We start from the raw sequence: 15,794 nt of genomic DNA, 5'->3' as shown, positions 1-15,794 counted from the left end.
GGGAACGGCTCACTCGTCGCCGGACCGCACCGAGCCGTCCCGGTCGCGCCGCGCCCTGGTCTGCTCGGCCCGTGCCGCGAGCAGCTCGTCGCTGGGATACCCGACCTCGGTGAGGACGAGTCCGCGCGCCGCCAGCACCTTGAACTCGCTGGTGCGGGTACGGGCGTCCCGGAGCACGGCGAGGTCCTCGACGTCGAGCCGCCCCTCCCCCACCGCTGCGCACGCCCCCACGAGCGCCCGCACCATGCTGTGGCAGAACGCGTCCGCCTTGACCTCGGCCACGAGCACGCCCTGCTCGTCCCGTCGCCAGCGGTAGTCGAGCAGCGTGCGGATGGTCGTCGCCTCCTCGCGCGCCTTGCAGTAGGCGGCGAAGTCGTGCAGGCCGATGAGGGTCTGCGCCGCGGCATCCATCGCCTCGGCATCCAGGCGTCCCCGGATGCTCGTCGTGTCGGCGCGGCGCAGCGGGTCGAAGCCCGCGACCTCGTCCGCCAGGCGATAGCGGTATCGACGCCAGACGGCGGAGAAGCGGGCGTCGAAGCCGTCCGGGGCGAGCGCGGAGGATGTGACCGTGACATCCGGATAGGCCCCGAGGACGCCGCGCATGCGCCCGGCGATCGATCCCGCGGGATCGTGCGCGGCCCGGCCGTGCCGTGCCTCGATGCGCGCCCACTGCGCGTCGTCGAGGTCGACGTGAGCGACCTGCCCGCTGGCGTGGACTCCGGCATCCGTGCGGCCCGCGACGACGAACTGGACCTCGGAGCCGACGATGCGCGCCAGCGCCGCCTCCAGCGTGCCCTGCACGGTGCGCAGCCCCGGCTGCTTGGCCCACCCGCGGAAATGGGTGCCGTCGTAGGCGATGTCCAGGCGGATTCTCACTCGGCCAGCCTATCCGCGGGGCGCAGCCGCGCTCGGACGTTCAGGATCGTGCGAGCATCCGTTCGGAATTGTCGGCGACCCATTCCACCAGGGGGAGCAGGCGCGCCATCAGGTCCTCCCCCAGCGGTGTGAGGCTGTATTCGACGTGCGGCGGCACGGTAGGGAACGACTCCCGATGCACCAGCCCGTCGTCGGCGAGCGTGCGCAGCGTCGACGCCAGCATCTTCTCGCTGATGCCCGCCACGGTCCGGCGGAGTTCTCCCCAGCGCAGCGTCCCCTCGGACAGGGCCGACAGCACCAGCACGCCCCACTTGCTCATGACATGGTCGAGCACGACCCGCGTGCTGCAGCCCTCCTCGAAGGCGCCGGGAATCGAGGCCTTGATCTGCGCAAAACTCACCGTCATGTGTGTACCTTACGTCAAAGTGGGTACCCGTGTTCGGGAATGCATCGAGATCGCCGCCGAGTTGGGCTTGATGTCACCGATGAAAGGACACCCATGACCATTCTCGTCACCGGCGCGACCGGACAGCTCGGCCGCCTCGTCATCGACAGCCTCCTCGAGCGCGGGGCCGACCCCGCGGCGATCGTCGCCGGGGCGCGCGACATCGCCAGAGCGGCCGATCTCGAGGCTCGCGGCGTGCGCGTCGTCGAGCTGGACTACGACCGACCGGAGACCGTGACGGCCGCACTCGACGGGGTCGATCGCGTGCTGTTGATCTCGGGCTCGGACGTCGGGCAGCGCGTCCCTCAGCACCGGGCCGTGATCGATGCCGCGCGCGCGGCCGGGGTCTCGCAGCTCGTGTACACGAGCGCGCCGAAGGCGACGACGAGCGATCTCGTCCTCGCTCCGGAGCACAAGGCCACCGAGGAGCTCATCGCCGCCTCGGGTGTTCCCGCCGTGATCCTGCGGAACAACTGGTACACCGAGAACTACGCCGCAGACCTCGCGCGTGCGGCCTCGACCGGTGTCCTCGCGGCGAGCGTCGGGGACGGCCGGGTCGCGTCGGCCGGCCGCAGGGACTTCGCCGAGGCCGCTGCCGTCGTGCTTCAGGAGGACGGCCACATCGGAGAGGTGTACGAACTGGGCGGCGACATCGCCTGGACGTATGCCGACCTCGCTGCGGCGATCTCGGAGGTGGTCGGGCGTCCGGTCGTCTACACGCCACTGAGCACGGAGGAGCACGCCGCCGCGCTCGAGGCCGCGGGCCTGGATGCCGGGACGATCGGGTTCGTCACCGCTCTGGACGCCGGCATCCGCGACGGCGCTCTGGCGGACACGGACGGCACGCTCGCGCGGCTGATCGGTCGCCCGACGACGCCACTGGTCGACGGCCTGCGCGCTCTCGCCTGACGGGGCACCCCTGGCGATCTCCCGCGGATGCGGGCTATCCGGACACGATCTGTCCGGATAGCCCGCGAGACTGGGCGTCACGACGAACGAAAGGTCGATTCTCATGACGATTCTGGTTACCGGGGCGACGGGCAGTGTCGGCAGGCACATCGTGGATCAACTGGTGGAACGCGGCGAGCGGGTGCGGGCACTGACCCGTGACCCCGCCCGGGCCCGGCTCCCCCGCGACGTCGATGCCGTGCGCGGCGACCTGACGGACCTCGAGAGCATGCGCTCCGCGATGGAAGGCTGCGATGCGGTGCATTTCATCACCTTCGACGGCGCCTTCGGCACGACGCTGCAGAACGGACCGGAACTGGTCGAGCTCGCCGAGGCGGCCGGCATCCGACGCATCAGCGTCCTCGGCGGCTGGGACGAGAGCACGCTCGAACCGGCGCTGCGCGCAGCGAGCATCCCCTGGGCGCAGCTCGCACCGGTCGAGTTCATGACGAACGCGCTCGAGTGGGCGCCGGAGATCGCCGGCACCCGCCGGGTGCGCACGCTCGCGGCCTGGCCGAGCGCCATGGTCCATCCGGCCGACATCGCCGCCGTTGCGGTCGTGCTTCTCACCGAGGACGACCACGACGGCCGGACCTACTACCTCACCGGTCCCGAGGCGCTGACGCCCGCCGAGCGTGCGTCCCGGATCGGCGATGCCCTCGGCGAGGAGGTCACGTGGGTGCAGCTCTCGGAGGAGGAAGAGCGCGAGCGGTTGCGCGGCTACGGATACGACGAGGAGTATGTCGAGTTCGGTCTCGAGCTGGCGAAGAACCCACCCGAGATCGGTCAGGTCGTGCAGGACACCGTGACGCGCCTGACCGGGCAGCCGGGGCGGACGTTCGCGCAGTGGGCGCGGGAGAACGCCGCGGCGTTCCGCTGATGACTTCGGGGGCCCGGTTCCGCGGGCCCCCGCTCAGTCGATCAGGCGATCGAAGAGCGCGTCCAGCTGCGGATCGACGCGCTGCAGTTCGGGATGCGCGTCGTGCCACTCGATGATCTCGCGCGCGGCGACATGCAGGCCGATGACCGGATCGAACTCGGGCACCAGGCGCCGGATCTTGGTGTTGTCGAACACGACGGAATGCGCCATGTCGCCCGTGAGCTGCCCGGCGCGCTCCGGGAGGGCCCGTTCGATGGCCGCGCTGGTCGCATGGCGCAACCGCGGCTCCGCCCCCGCAGCGCGCCCCAGGGTCGTGTAGATCTCGTTCCAGGTGTACACGAAGTCGCTCGTGATCTGGAACGTGTCCCCGACGGCCAGGGGGTTGCCCAGCAGCCCGACGAACCCGACGGCGAAGTCGCGGGAGTGCGTGAGCGTCCACAGGGACGTCCCATCGCCGTGCACCACGATCTCCTTGCCGCGCCGCATGCGGTCGATCGCCGTCCAGCCCCCGAAGGCCGGAATCGTCCACCGGTCGTACGTGTGCGACGGGCGCAGCACCGTCACGGGGAACCCGCGATCACGGTAGGCCGAGGCGAGCAGGTCCTCGCAGGCGATCTTGTCGCGCGAGTACTGCCAGTAGGGGTTGCGCAACGGAGTCGACTCTGTGATCGGCGGGCGGGCGACCGGCTTCTGGTAAGCGGAGGCCGAACTGATGAAGACGTACTGTCCGGTGCGCCCCTCGAAGCGATCGATGTCGCGCTGCACCTCGTCCGGGGTGAACGCGATCATGTCCGCGACGACGTCGAACTGGCGCCCGGCGAGGGCTTCGTCCACGGCGCGGGCGTCCGAGATGTCGGCCGTGAGCACCTCCACCCCTTCGGCGGGCACTCGACGGGAGCGTCCGCGGTTCAGCAGTGTGACCTCCATCCCGCGCTGCGCCGCGAGAACGCTCGCCTCAGAGGAGATGATCCCCGTTCCGCCGATGAACAACACCTTCGTCGCTGACATGCTCAGCACTCTACTCAGACCCGATGCCCGTCAGGTCCGCAGGAGCCTTCGTCGGGGCGGTCCGGTCGGCACCGAAAGGCGCGGCGTCCGCCACTTCCGCTCCCGATCCCACCACTCGGGGCCCCGGATCTGCGGGACGCCGCCGTTCATGCGGATCTCCCAGCCGGAATGCTCCAGAGACCGATGGTGCCACCAGCACAGCGGCACCCCGTTGTCGGTGTGCGTCGGCCCGCCGCGGGCATGCTCGGTCACGTGATGGATCTCGCACCAGGTCGCAGGGACGTGACAGCCGGGGATCAGACATTCCCTGTCGCGGGCGACGATCGCCCGGCGCTGGTGGACGGTGAACACACGATCGCTGACCGTGATCCCGATGATGCGGCCCTCATCGAACAGCACTCGCTGGATGGCGCCCGCGCACGCCGTGTGTGCGGCCACGTGCAGCGGGACAGGTGCTTCGGAACCGGCCATCGTCGCCCAGCCCGTTCCGGAGGCCAGGTCCTTCGCGTCGACCGTCACCACGAGCGTGGGGGCCGCTCCGCCCAGCGACGGCATCTCCTCGTGGCGGGCCGCGACGCCCAGCGCTGCCGCGAGTGCGTCGTGCCGCTTCTGGCCGCGCGTGCGCGGGTCGATCACGTTCCGCGGATCGGAATTGAACGGATCCTCGTCCGAGAGCTCTCCGGCCTCGTCGCCCGTCGGGCGGAACAGCACCCCCGGATCCGGCGCCCCGCCGACCTTCGGATTGTCGAAAGCATCGAAGATCAGCTGCAGCTGCGCCGCCATCTCCGGCGTGATGTTCCCGTGCAGCGGGTGCGTTCCCCTGGTCAGCCGCCCGACACGCAGGAAGCGCCGCGACTGCGCCTGGCAGTCCGTGGGCTCGGCGCCGTCGGGGTCGAGGACGGTCGCTAGAACCTGCGCGAACTGCCGCAGGTCTTCCGCCGTCGCCGGCGGGCCCGCTTCGTCGTCCGCGCTCGACGGATCAGCGTCCGCGAGGTCGGCGCTGTTCGCATCGGCGTCGACGGTGTCGGGCCGCCGGCCGCGTGCCATCGCGGCCAGGATCGCGTCCGCCCAGATCCGCTCGTCGAGAGCGATCCGGTCTCCCGCCTGCTCGAAGGGGGCGGTGGCGCCGAGAAGCCCCGTCACCCCGATCGCGCCGTCGAGCATCGCCTCGCGCAGCGCCGCCCACCGGGCCGGCAGCCTCTCCCCGGACAGCAGATTCACGTCACGTTGAACGAGGCCCGCCGCCCGGGTCAGCCGGGACGCCGTCGGAGCATCGGCAAGCAGCGTCCGCTGCAACATCTCGTTCATGCCCCGGCATCCGTACCGATGCCCGAAGTCCACGTCAGCGGTGGCCACCGTCTCGATGATCGCGGCATCCATCAGCCGGGACAGCAGCCCCAGACCCGCCAGCACTCCGGCCCGCTCGGCGTCGGACGATCCCGCCAGCGCGTCGCCGCTCAGCAGCTCGCGCAGGCCGGTCGCGACCTGATCGAGGATGTCGGCGGGACTGTTCTCCATGCCTCCATCATGACGGGGACCACCGACATCGACCGGTGCGGAATTTCGCCGGTCAGGACGGGTTTCCGGCGCTGTCGTATCTCAGTCGGCTCGAGTCGAGAAGGCCGCGTCGAACGCGGCATCCGGCGGCGTGATGGCGTTGAGCCTGCGCACGAACGCCAGCGCTTCCGGGGCACCCTGCAGCCGGTCCATGCCGGCGTCCTCCCACTCCACCGAGGTCGGCCCGTCGTAGCCGATCGCGTTGAGGGCGCGGAAGAGCGGCTCCCACGGCACCTTCCCGTGCGCGGTCGAGACGAACGTCCAGCCCCGGCGCGGATTCGCCCAGGGCAGGTGGGACCCGAGCACGCCGTTGCGACCGTCGAGGTTGGTGATCGATTCCTTCACGTGGACGTGGAAGATGTGGTCCGCGAAGTCCAGGACGAACGCGACCGGGTCCAGCTGCTGCCACAGGAAATGCGACGGATCGAAGTTGATCCCGAAGCTCCTGCGGTGACCGATAGCCTCCAGCGTCGCCTTGGCCGTCCAGTAGTCGTAGGCGATCTCGGACGGGTGCACCTCGAGCGCGAAGCGCACGCCGACCTCCTCGAACACGTCGAGGACCGGGTTCCAGCGGTCGGCGAAGTCCCGGTAGCCCGCCGCGATGAACTCCTCCGAGGCGGGCGGGAACATCGCCACGGCCTTCCAGATCGACGACCCGGTGAACCCGGTCACGGTCGTCACGCCGAGCTTCGCGGCGAACCGGGCGGTGTCCTTCAGCTCCTCGGCGGCGCGACGGCGCACGCCTTCAGGATCGCCATCGCCCCATACTCGGTCGCTCAGGATGTCGCGGTGCCGTTCATCGATCGGGTCATCGCAGACGGCCTGCCCCGCGAGGTGGTTGGAGATCGTCCATACCTTCAGTCCGTTGCGCTCGAGGGTGTCGCGACGCGACTGCACGTAGGCGTCGTCGTCCCAGCGCGACACGTCGATGTGATCGCCCCAGCAGGCGATCTCGAGCCCGTCGTAGCCCCACTGGCCGGCGAGGCGCGCGACCTCTTCGAACGGGAGATCGGCCCACTGGCCGGTGAACAGCGTGATCGGTCGGGTCATCCTTCAGCTCCTTTGCTCGGCATCAGTCTGGCCCACGACGGGTCGACGCGCCACGGATCACCCACTTCGGACGGAATCCGCGACGCCCGCCTCGTCGCGCCCCGGAGACGAGAAAACCCCCGGTATCACCGGGGGTTTCATTCTGTAGCAGGAGCGGGGCTTGAACCCGCGACCTCACGTTAATGGCGCAAGGTCCTGTTTCCACCTGATGCCCCTGATTCTATGGCACCGACTCGCTGTTGCTACGAGTTCCTACGGGTAGATACACGGACACAAAGCGGATTTCCGGACACAAAACGGACGACCTTCCGGGGCTGTCTGCGCTCAGATTCGGTAGTCGTCGTGGAGGACCACGCGGGCCAGTTCGATTGCCCCGCCGGGCATCGCCCAGTAGTGAAGGCGCCGCGCAGATGCGGCCTTCTGCTCGACGTACGAGCGCCACGCGGAGGCGCCTTCCTCGCGCTCCGGACCTAGCCGGTGGGCGTCTCGATCTTGCCGGGTCAGCACTCGCACGCAGGCCCGCGCGATCTTGTCACGCAACGCAGGATCTGCACCCGCGACCTCTTCGACGGATGCCGCGAAGCTCCCCGAGAAGGTGAACGGCGCGAGGGGAAGCTCGACCTTCTGCTCGGCGGGGACCTGCTCTGCCCACGTCGTCGTGATTCGGTAGTGCATGACCTCGCACGTGTCGATGAAGTAGCGGCCAAGCCTCATCGGGATATCCGCGGTGCGCTGCTGCTTTCGGGTCTTCGACGCGAGCTGCCGGGCCGTGCTCAGCTCTTTGCTGAGTCCTTCGATCTGCTGGCGCGCGGCGGTGAGCTCCATCGCAAGACCTTCCACCTGCAGTCTCAGCCGGGCTATCTCCGCGTCGTTCTCCGTGAGTTGCGGCGTGGGTGCGGTCACCGCTTCCGGCTCCGGAGTCGAGGTGGTGAAGGTGCCACCGACTCGTCTCGAGACGTTGAAGACCGAGCGTCGGGGAAAGGGCGGGCATGATCATCCACCGTCGCGATCACCCTCACCGATGTACCCACGGATGCCCTTCCGCCATCCACTCGCAGGCCCCGTACGGCCGGCCCTGGGGCTCGTCGTTGTCGTACTGCTGGACGAGCTGTCGCATCTCGTCAGCGGCGGTGATCGGGTCACCATCGAAGATGTACCCGTCGTTCACGTAGATGCGTGCTTGATCCTGGTCGTCACCGGTCGTGTCGATCTGGACGACGGTGTAGAAGATCCTCGACTCTATGGTGTGCCGGTAGGCGTGGAGATCCTCGAAGCGCCCCGCGCGCCGTGTCCGATCTTCCTCGATCGCCTTCGCGAGGAGCGCGCGGACCTGATCACGCGCGAGGGTCTCCACTTGCACGTTCGCCATCACATCGCCGGCGGTGCGCAGGGTTACCTGTCTTACCAAGGGCGTGTCGGTCATGGTTCTCATGTACCCGATCTCGCGCGATGGCGAGGATCATGGTGTCTCGACGCCGCGTGACTCTCAGCACCTGGCTCAGGTGTCCGATCGCGTGCTTCAGCACGGGCGAGATGCCACCCCTTCACGTCGCGCACGGTGGCGCCATGACTGGGCTCGACGCGGATGCCCGTCGCGTCAGCGCGAGTCGGGTAGACCCGCGTTGTCAGCGCGATGCCGTCGACGAACACTTCGAGTGAGGAGTGGTCGAGGAGGATGCGGACGTCGATGGTCGCGCCGGCTCCGGGTACCTCGCCCCGGTGCGGGGAGGCGTCGACGTTGTCGTCCAGGGATGATCGCGACCGGTCGACGCTCACCTCGATGGTGGACGGGGAACGCCGCAGGGTGATGACTGTTTGTTCGGCCTCGTCGTCGGTGGCGAACACGTCGATCTGCACGGCACCGGCGTCCGGTAGGTCCACCGAGAGCTCTGCTTCGGCTTGCACGGATGACGCGGCGAACCCTGCGCCGTGCGGTTCGAACGCTAGTGGTGCTTCGCGCAGCATGGCGAGTTCCGCGACCGGCTCCTGGCGCACGGTGAGCGTGTCGTCGAGCCAGAGCCGCCGCGGGATGGCCATGGCGCCCGACCACCCGGCGGCGTGCTGTGCCTGCGCGGGGCGGGCTTCTTGCATCCAGGACCACAGCACCCGTCGGCCGGATTCATCGGCGAACGTCTGGGGTGCGTAGGCGTGCCGGCCGCCGAGGTCGAGGCGCTGGTACGCGTGCGCGTCGAACCGGTCGTCACGGTAGGTGCCGCGGACGATCAGGGAGTGACGGGTGACGTCCTCGTGCCATGCCGAGAAGATCAGCAGATGCGGGTCGTGCGTTCTGGCGTCGGGTGGTGCGGAGGTGCCGTCGGGTGTGAAGCGGAAGAAGTCCACGCATTCCCACATCGTGCCGGGCCAGGCGTCGTCGTTCTCGGGAAGTGCGGAGGCGTCGCCGATGATGAGCGGGCCGAGCTCGCGCCAGCGGATGAGGTCGTCGGACTCGTAGAGGAATGCGCACCCGCCTCGGCCGTGCAGACCGCTGCCGATGAGCTGGCGCCACGCCCCGTTCTCACGCCATACGCAGTGATCCCTGAATCCGGTGACGTTGTATCCTGCGGGCGGGGCGGCAATCACCGGGTTGCCCGGTTCTTTCTGCCACCGATCCAGCGATGTGTCGGAGCGCGCCACGCAGGCGGTCTGCGTCGGCGTCGCGGCGGAGTTGCCGGAGTACACGATGGTGGGGGTTCCGTTGTCGTCGACGAGCACTCCCGACCAGCATCCGTCGGCATCGGGACCGCCATCGCTGGGAGACAGAGCGATCGGTCGGTCGTGCCAGCGCACCAGGTCCGTGCTGATCGCATGCCCCCAGCGGATGCGATGATGCTCTGCAGCCAACGGGTTGTACTGATAGAAGAGGTGGAACACGCCGTCGTGTTGCGCGACGCCGTTCGGGTCGTTCAGCCACCCGGCTGGGGAGGTGAAGTGGAACGCGGGCCGGAGCGGGTCGGCGAGTGCCGCCTGGCGGAGGTCGGTGGCAGGTGCAGTCATCGTGGCGGCTCCGCGATCGATCCGCGGTCGCACAGCGACGGTGCCAGGCGCACCACCCGGTGGTCGACGTCGGGGTTGGCGATGCGTGTCAGTACCAGTTCGACGGCGGTGGAACCGATCTGCTCGGTCGGCTGGGCGAGGCAGGTCACGGGATGATCGAGAAGGTCGACCCACTCGATGTCGTCGAATGCCGCGAACGAGACGTCGCTGGGAACGACGAGGTGGAGATCGGACAGCGCCCGTAGGATGCCGAGACTCATCACGTTCGACAGGGAGAAGATCGCTGTCGGCCGGTCCGGCCGGTCAAATAGCCGCGTAGTGGCCTGACGCGCCTGCCCTGCGTCGAAGACGTCCAATATGGCGAGGGATTCGTCGCAGACGAGACCGCGTTCCGTGTGCGCCTTCCTCCATCCCTGCAACCGTTCGACGGTGCTGCTGTGACCGGCGCGACCTCCGACCACGGCGACGCGTCGATGGCCGGCGTCGAGCATCTGCCCGACGACGTCGGCCACGGAGCCGACGTTTTCCACGAGCACCTGGTCCAGTTCGAGGGGGACCGCCCGGTCGACGAGGACGACGGGCACGCCGATCTGTTCGATCTGCTCGAACGAGACCGGATCCGTCGATGTGGTCGGGGCGACGATCAGCCCGTCGACCTTTCTCTCCACGAGCGCGTCGATCGCTTCGTGCTCGAGCGTCGGGTTCTCGTCGGCGTCGGCGACGAGCAGCGTGTATCCGCGGCTGCGCAGTGCGCTGGCGATGCCTCGCATCACCGCGGTCGAGTACGAGTTCGACACATCGGAGGCGACGAAGCCGATCGACTCCGATGTCGCCGTCCGCAATGCCCGCGCGTACGGGTTGGGACGGTATCCGGTGTTCGCGATCGCGTTGCGCACCTTCTCCACCGTCTCGGGGCGGACGTACCGGGTGCCGTTGATGACATGGGACACCGTCGCGGTGGACACCCCGGAGATTCGGGCGACATCCGCGAGCGACGTGGGCATGGTGTCCTTCCCGTGCGTGCGTCGCGCGGACGCCTTCGGGTGAAGCCTACTCGGCCAGGGGCTCACATCGCGTGTCACAGGCTCAGCTCTCGCACACGGATATCCGACACGGTCACGGTTCCTGCGGCTGCGACGAATCCCAGCCGGCCCCGGGGCACATCGTCGAGCGCGAAGCACTGGGTGAGCACGTCATCGATGTAGACCTCGACGAAGGTGCCGCGCACCAGCACCCGGAATCGGCTCCCGTCGGCGCGCAGCGGTGTCGTGCTGACGCCGTCCTCGTCCCAGAACGAGTACCCGTTCGTGCGGCCGATCTCGAAGCGTCCGGCAGCGTCCAGGGTCAGGACTGTCCCATGCCAGGACTGATCCCCCTCGAGGATGATCCCCGCCGCCACGGGACGCTCGTCATATGCGGTGCCCCGCAGAGTCGCTTCGATGCACGCGCCCTGGGCGAAGTCATACCGGAACGGCATCATGGCGTGAGCGTACAGCGGCGCTTCGACGGTCACCGAGCCCTCGGAGCCGACCGTCAGAGATTGTGCGAGTCGGGCTTCGACCAGGTCCACGGTGCGGGGCAGGTCACGCCCGAGCATCGCGTCGTTCCCGGTCCACCAGTGCAGCGAGAGGATGCCGTCCGTGATCTCCGCTTTCTTCAGCGGCGCCATCCAGGTTCCCATCTTCGGCATGACCGTCGCGATGAACCGGCGCGACTCCAACGAGTGGTGGGCGACCAGCAGTTCCTCGCCGCAGGGGTAGAAGCGCGCGAAGTAGGTGTGGTGTCCCATTGACGACACGAGCACGGGGGGCTGGTTCGGGTCGAGTTCGAACGGGCCCTCCTGGGCGTCGGCCCGCAGGACATAGACACCCCCCACTGCCTGGGAGTGATGCTTGGCCCAGTCGAGCCCGAGCGGGATCTCCGCGAGCGCGGCGAACATGAAGTACTGCTCTCCCACGCGGGTGGTGCCGCCGATCTCCAGCCGGTCCGGCCAGGTTCCGGGTTCGATGACCGGGGCGCCCGTGGTGAAGACGATGCCGTCGGGGGACGTGACCGACGCGCAGGTTCCGCGCAGGCCGGCCGGGCCGTCCTTGGCGACGGCGGTCACGTATCCGAAGAAGCCGTCTCCGCTGGCATCCGGGTTCACCCAGATGTTGTCCCAGCGTTGCTGGGAGATCTCCGTCTCGTCGGCGTACCACTCGGTGCTCGCCTGTGACACAGAACGTTCTGCCGGGATGCGCCGCCAGTGCAGGAGGTCGTCCGATTCGGCGAAGAAGATCTCCAGCCGGCCGTTCCTGCTCTCGGAGAAGTTGAAGACGTACTTGTCGCCGGCTTTCCAGGTGTGTCCGGCGCCGAGGTACTCCGCGTCGGGGGCTTTGGTGATGATCATCCCGTGATCGGCGAAGTGCACTCCGTCCGTGGAGGTCGCCAGGCCGATTCCGTCCCACGGACGATCGGGGCGGGAGTTCGCAAGGTAGAACAGGTGGTGGATCCCGTTCTCGTGGTACAGCCACACGTCCCAGAGCGTCGAGTTCGTGGTGGACGAGAAGAGCATTGCTGGTGCCTTTCGGTTGTCGTTCGCGGTGAAGGGTGGGGCTACTTGATGGATCCCTGGGCGATGCCCTGGATGAACTGGCGCTGCAGCAGCACGTAGATGATGATGCTCGGGATGGCGGCGAGCACGGTCGACGCGGCGACCAGCACCGTGTTGGAGGTGAACGCGGTCTTCAAGAACGCGAGCCCCAGTGGCACGGTTCGCAGCTGCTCCGTGTTGATGAGCACGAGCGGGATGAGGTAGTCGTTCCACACCGTCAGGAAGGTGAGCACGACGGTCGCGGAGACGGCGGGGCGTGCCAGCGGGAACATCACGCGCAAGAACGCGGTCGTCTCGCTGCCGCCATCGATGAACACCGCTTCGCGCAGTTCGCCGGGAAGGTCTTTGAACGCGGCGCGCATGATGAACACGGCAAGGGGCAGGCATATCGCCGACTCCGCGAGCACGAGTCCGGGCAGCGTGTTGTACAGGCCCAGGCTCTGCTCAATGAACGACAACGCCGTCACGATGCTCACCGCCGGCAACATCAGCCCGATGAGGAAGACCAGGAAGATCGCCTCCCGTCCCCGGAATCGCATCAGCGCGAACGCGTACCCGGCGAGGCTCGAGGCGGCGACGACGATCACCAAGGTCGGGACCGCCACGACGATGCTGTTCAGGATGTACCGGCCGATACCGGCCTCGTTCCAGGCATCGACGAAGTTGCTGAAGAGCCAGTCGTTGGGCAGTCCCAGCGGGTTCGTCGCGAGTTCGGTGTTGCTTTTCAGCGCGATCGACACGATCACCGCGACCGGTGCGAGCGACACGAACGCGACGAGCACGAGGATGACCTGCAGGCCGACCCGCCCGGCCCCCTTCTTGATGCTGGTACCACTCATGCGGAATCACGCTCCCTCGACCGCAGGTAGACGACAGTGGTGATCAGGATGATGAGCACCATGAACATGGCGATCGCCGACCCGTACCCGATGCTGAGGTTCTGGAAGGTCTCGCGGTAGATCTTCGTTCCGAGCACCTCCGTGGCGCCGGCCGGACCACCAGCCGTCATCACGAACACGATGTCGAACACGCGCACCGTGTTGATGAAGACCACCAGCACCACGATGTTCGTCGTGTTCGCGATCGCCGGCAGCGTCACGTAACGGAACCGCTGCCACGCCGATGTGCCATCGACCTTCGCCGCGTCGTACAGCGACGGATCAACCGCATTCAGCCCCGAGAGAAACAGCGTCATGCAGAAGCCGTACCCGGTCCAGTTCGCCGCCGTGGCCAGCGCGAACAGTGCAAGCTGGGGGTCACCCGTCCAGTTCTGAGCGAACGCGTCCAACCCGACTGCCCGCAATCCGGCGTTCAGGGTGCCGAATGACGGGTGATAAATCCACCCCCACGCCAGCGCCACGACCACGGTCGGCAGCACGTAGGGCAGGAAGTAGATCGCCCGGTACGCCGTCCGCCCTCGAGGTTTCGCCTGTTGCAGGATAATCGCCAGCGCCAGCCCGATCACGATCGGGAAGACCGCGAGCAGCACCCATTTCAGGTTGTTCCACGCCGCCGACCACACCGAACCATCGGTGAACATCCGCACGTAGTTATCCAGGCCGACCCAGTCGTACCCGGCCGAGAGTCCGTCCCACTTCCAGAAGCTCATCACCGCCGTCTGAACGAGCGGCGCGAGGAGGAAGACACCGTAGATCGCCGCAGCCGGCAGGATGAACAGGTAGGGCGTCAGCTGCCAACGACGCGTATTCACTTCGCCTCAGCCCACGCGGCCTGATCCTTCTTCAGCTGTGCCTGCAGCTGGTCGACGACCTCTTGCGGTGTTGCCGTACCGCCCAGGATCCCTTGCAACCCGGAAACCCACACCTGCGTCTCCTCCGCGCTGTTGTTGAACCCGATATCGACCGGGCCGCCGTTGTCACCGGCGTCCTGGATGATCTGCATCGCCTCCTGCTGCGGCCCGGTCATCGTATAGTCGGCAGGGTCGAACGCCATCGCGGGGAACCGCTGATCCTTCTCGATCCAGGACGGGAACGTCGAAGCGTCGGTGAAGCCCTTCACCAGGTCGAGCACAGCCTGACGCTTCTCATCGTTGCCGTCGAGCGAGGACGACAGGAACCAGGCCTTTCCGGTGCCGACGTACGCCTGGAACGGCATGCCGTCCGCGACAGGGAACCCGGTGAACCCGAACGCGAACGCGTCCGGGTTGGCCTTCTCGCATTCGGTCATCGCATTGAACATCCACGGGCCCTTGACCATGAACGCGGTCCCGCCCGAGCAGAAGTCTGCCGTGTGGTTCTCGTCCGGGATGCCGCTGGCATCCGCGGTGAAGTACCCAGCGTCATTCCACTCCTGGAACTTCTGGAGCATCTCCAGCCAGCCATCGTCCGTGTACGCCCCGTCTCCGTCCGATGTCGTAGCGACGATCGTGTCGGTGGGGATGGTCGCGTACCCCAGCGCATGCATCATGTGCAGGCCCGCATAGCAGGGACCACCACACGCGAGCACCATCGGCGTCGTGCCCTCGCCGGACGACCGCACCGTGTCCATCGCGGCCTCCAGATCCTTCAGCGTCTTCGGAACCGCGATCCCGAGCCTGTCGAGGATCACCTTGTTGTACATGAGCCCGACCGTCTCCAGCTCATTGCCCACCGCATAGGGCGTACCCCCATACGTCAGCCGCTGCTGGGTCGAGGGCACCAGGTCATCCCACCCGTTCTCCTCCCAGACATCGTCGAGAGCGGACACCTGCCCCACGTTCACGTAACGCCCGAGGTGGTTCGGCTCGGTGCCCGTATACACCAGATCGGGACCCGACGCCTTCCCGAGCGTGCTCGGGAGCTTCACGTCGAAATCAGCGGTATCCATCACCACAGCGTTGACGGTGTACCCCGGATGCGCGTCCTCGAACTCCGCGATCACCTGCTTCGCGGTCTCCGTCGAGATCCCACCCTCGTAACCCCAGTAGTTGATCGTCTTATCGTCCGCCCCGGACTGCCCTGCGTTACCAGTGCATCCGGTCAGCAACACGCCCGCCGTGATCACGGCGGCGACGCCGCACATCGCTCGTCTCATCTCAATCCTCCATTGGCTTGGTCGAGCTCGCCCGCTACGTAAGCGATTACGTAATCGCTTACGTCGAGTAAAGCGGCGAGAATCGCCAGTGTCAAGAGCACCCGCAGATCTTGATACGCCGTTCAGAACGGCGCCCTGCAGGTCCCGAACGAGATGAGGCCTTGAACAGTCACAGCGAGCGTCGGTACCTGCAACCGGATCACCAAATGATGTCGTAGCCGGCCATTTCGACGACGAGTTGGCCGCCTCGCTACGGGTTCGGATTGTGTCCGATGGTGATTCGGTGGACGACCAGGAGTTTATCGATGTCATGGTCCTGCTGAATGTGATGAAACTCCAGCTCAGTGGATAAAAAATTGGTTGACATCCCGTGTCGATGCTGTCGATGATGACATGGTTGTCATCGCAAA

The 15,794-nt window shown here is 67.3% G+C and carries 15 protein-coding genes; 2 read left to right on the top strand and 13 right to left on the bottom strand.

All coding sequences use genetic code 11. From position 1 onward, the window contains the following. Nucleotides 1-9: 9 nt before the first annotated feature. Nucleotides 10-876 (bottom strand): tRNA pseudouridine(38-40) synthase TruA, encoded by an 867-nt coding sequence (gene truA / locus KYX17_RS23970; RefSeq protein ID WP_243230228.1) that lies wholly within the window; start codon nucleotides 874-876, stop codon nucleotides 10-12. 40 nt (nucleotides 877-916) lie between these two features. Further along, a complete protein-coding gene (locus tag KYX17_RS23965; RefSeq protein WP_243230219.1) occupies nucleotides 917-1,282 on the bottom strand; it encodes a helix-turn-helix domain-containing protein in 366 nt (121 codons plus the stop codon). A gap of 93 nt (nucleotides 1,283-1,375) precedes the next feature. Between KYX17_RS23965 and KYX17_RS23960 the strand changes: the two genes are divergently transcribed. Together KYX17_RS23960 and KYX17_RS23955 are read left to right on the top strand one after the other, a co-directional pair. Beyond that, nucleotides 1,376-2,230, top strand: coding sequence for an SDR family oxidoreductase (locus tag KYX17_RS23960; RefSeq protein WP_243230217.1), 855 nt, complete (start codon nucleotides 1,376-1,378; stop codon nucleotides 2,228-2,230). Nucleotides 2,231-2,333: 103 nt separating this feature from the next. Next, nucleotides 2,334-3,149 carry an SDR family oxidoreductase gene (locus KYX17_RS23955; RefSeq protein WP_243230215.1) on the top strand — a complete coding sequence of 272 codons (816 nt, stop codon included), beginning with the start codon at nucleotides 2,334-2,336 and terminating at the stop codon, nucleotides 3,147-3,149. 33 nt (nucleotides 3,150-3,182) lie between these two features. Here the strand turns inward: KYX17_RS23955 and KYX17_RS23950 are convergent, their stop codons facing one another. The 11 genes from KYX17_RS23950 to KYX17_RS23900 form a co-directional block, all read right to left on the bottom strand. Continuing rightward, on the bottom strand, nucleotides 3,183-4,157 hold the full coding sequence (locus tag KYX17_RS23950) for an SDR family oxidoreductase (protein WP_243230213.1): 975 nt from the start codon (nucleotides 4,155-4,157) through the stop codon (nucleotides 3,183-3,185). A 30-nt stretch (nucleotides 4,158-4,187) separates the two neighbouring features. Beyond that, nucleotides 4,188-5,675: an HNH endonuclease signature motif containing protein gene (locus tag KYX17_RS23945; protein WP_243230211.1), complete on the bottom strand. Its 1,488-nt coding sequence runs from the start codon at nucleotides 5,673-5,675 to the stop codon at nucleotides 4,188-4,190. Nucleotides 5,676-5,756: 81 nt separating this feature from the next. Further along, nucleotides 5,757-6,764: a sugar phosphate isomerase/epimerase gene (locus KYX17_RS23940; protein WP_243230208.1), complete on the bottom strand. Its 1,008-nt coding sequence runs from the start codon at nucleotides 6,762-6,764 to the stop codon at nucleotides 5,757-5,759. 324 nt (nucleotides 6,765-7,088) lie between these two features. Next, on the bottom strand, nucleotides 7,089-7,667 hold the full coding sequence (locus tag KYX17_RS23935; protein WP_243230206.1) for a hypothetical protein: 579 nt from the start codon (nucleotides 7,665-7,667) through the stop codon (nucleotides 7,089-7,091). A gap of 112 nt (nucleotides 7,668-7,779) precedes the next feature. Further along, on the bottom strand, nucleotides 7,780-8,187 hold the full coding sequence (locus KYX17_RS23930) for a hypothetical protein (RefSeq protein WP_243230204.1): 408 nt from the start codon (nucleotides 8,185-8,187) through the stop codon (nucleotides 7,780-7,782). A 5-nt stretch (nucleotides 8,188-8,192) separates the two neighbouring features. Continuing rightward, nucleotides 8,193-9,758 (bottom strand): glycoside hydrolase family 32 protein, encoded by a 1,566-nt coding sequence (locus KYX17_RS23925; RefSeq protein ID WP_243230196.1) that lies wholly within the window; start codon nucleotides 9,756-9,758, stop codon nucleotides 8,193-8,195. After that, a complete protein-coding gene (locus tag KYX17_RS23920; protein ID WP_243230194.1) occupies nucleotides 9,755-10,762 on the bottom strand; it encodes a LacI family DNA-binding transcriptional regulator in 1,008 nt (335 codons plus the stop codon). The genes KYX17_RS23925 and KYX17_RS23920 overlap by 4 nt, the downstream gene beginning before the upstream one ends. A 74-nt stretch (nucleotides 10,763-10,836) precedes the next feature. Beyond that, nucleotides 10,837-12,312, bottom strand: a complete 1,476-nt coding sequence (locus KYX17_RS23915; RefSeq protein ID WP_243230192.1) for a hypothetical protein — start codon at nucleotides 12,310-12,312, stop codon at nucleotides 10,837-10,839. Between the two features lie 41 nt (nucleotides 12,313-12,353). Further along, entirely contained in the window at nucleotides 12,354-13,190 is an 837-nt protein-coding gene (locus tag KYX17_RS23910; RefSeq protein WP_243230189.1) for a carbohydrate ABC transporter permease, read from the bottom strand. Continuing rightward, entirely contained in the window at nucleotides 13,187-14,062 is an 876-nt protein-coding gene (locus tag KYX17_RS23905; protein ID WP_243230187.1) for a carbohydrate ABC transporter permease, read from the bottom strand. Before KYX17_RS23905 ends, KYX17_RS23910 begins: the two co-directional genes overlap by 4 nt. After that, nucleotides 14,059-15,384, bottom strand: a complete 1,326-nt coding sequence (locus tag KYX17_RS23900) for an ABC transporter substrate-binding protein (RefSeq protein WP_243230184.1) — start codon at nucleotides 15,382-15,384, stop codon at nucleotides 14,059-14,061. The genes KYX17_RS23905 and KYX17_RS23900 overlap by 4 nt, the downstream gene beginning before the upstream one ends. Nucleotides 15,385-15,794: the final 410 nt, after the last annotated feature.

This window comes from Microbacterium sp. CIAB417, from assembly GCF_022788845.1.
This window is presented reverse-complemented; position numbering and strand designations above follow the sequence as displayed.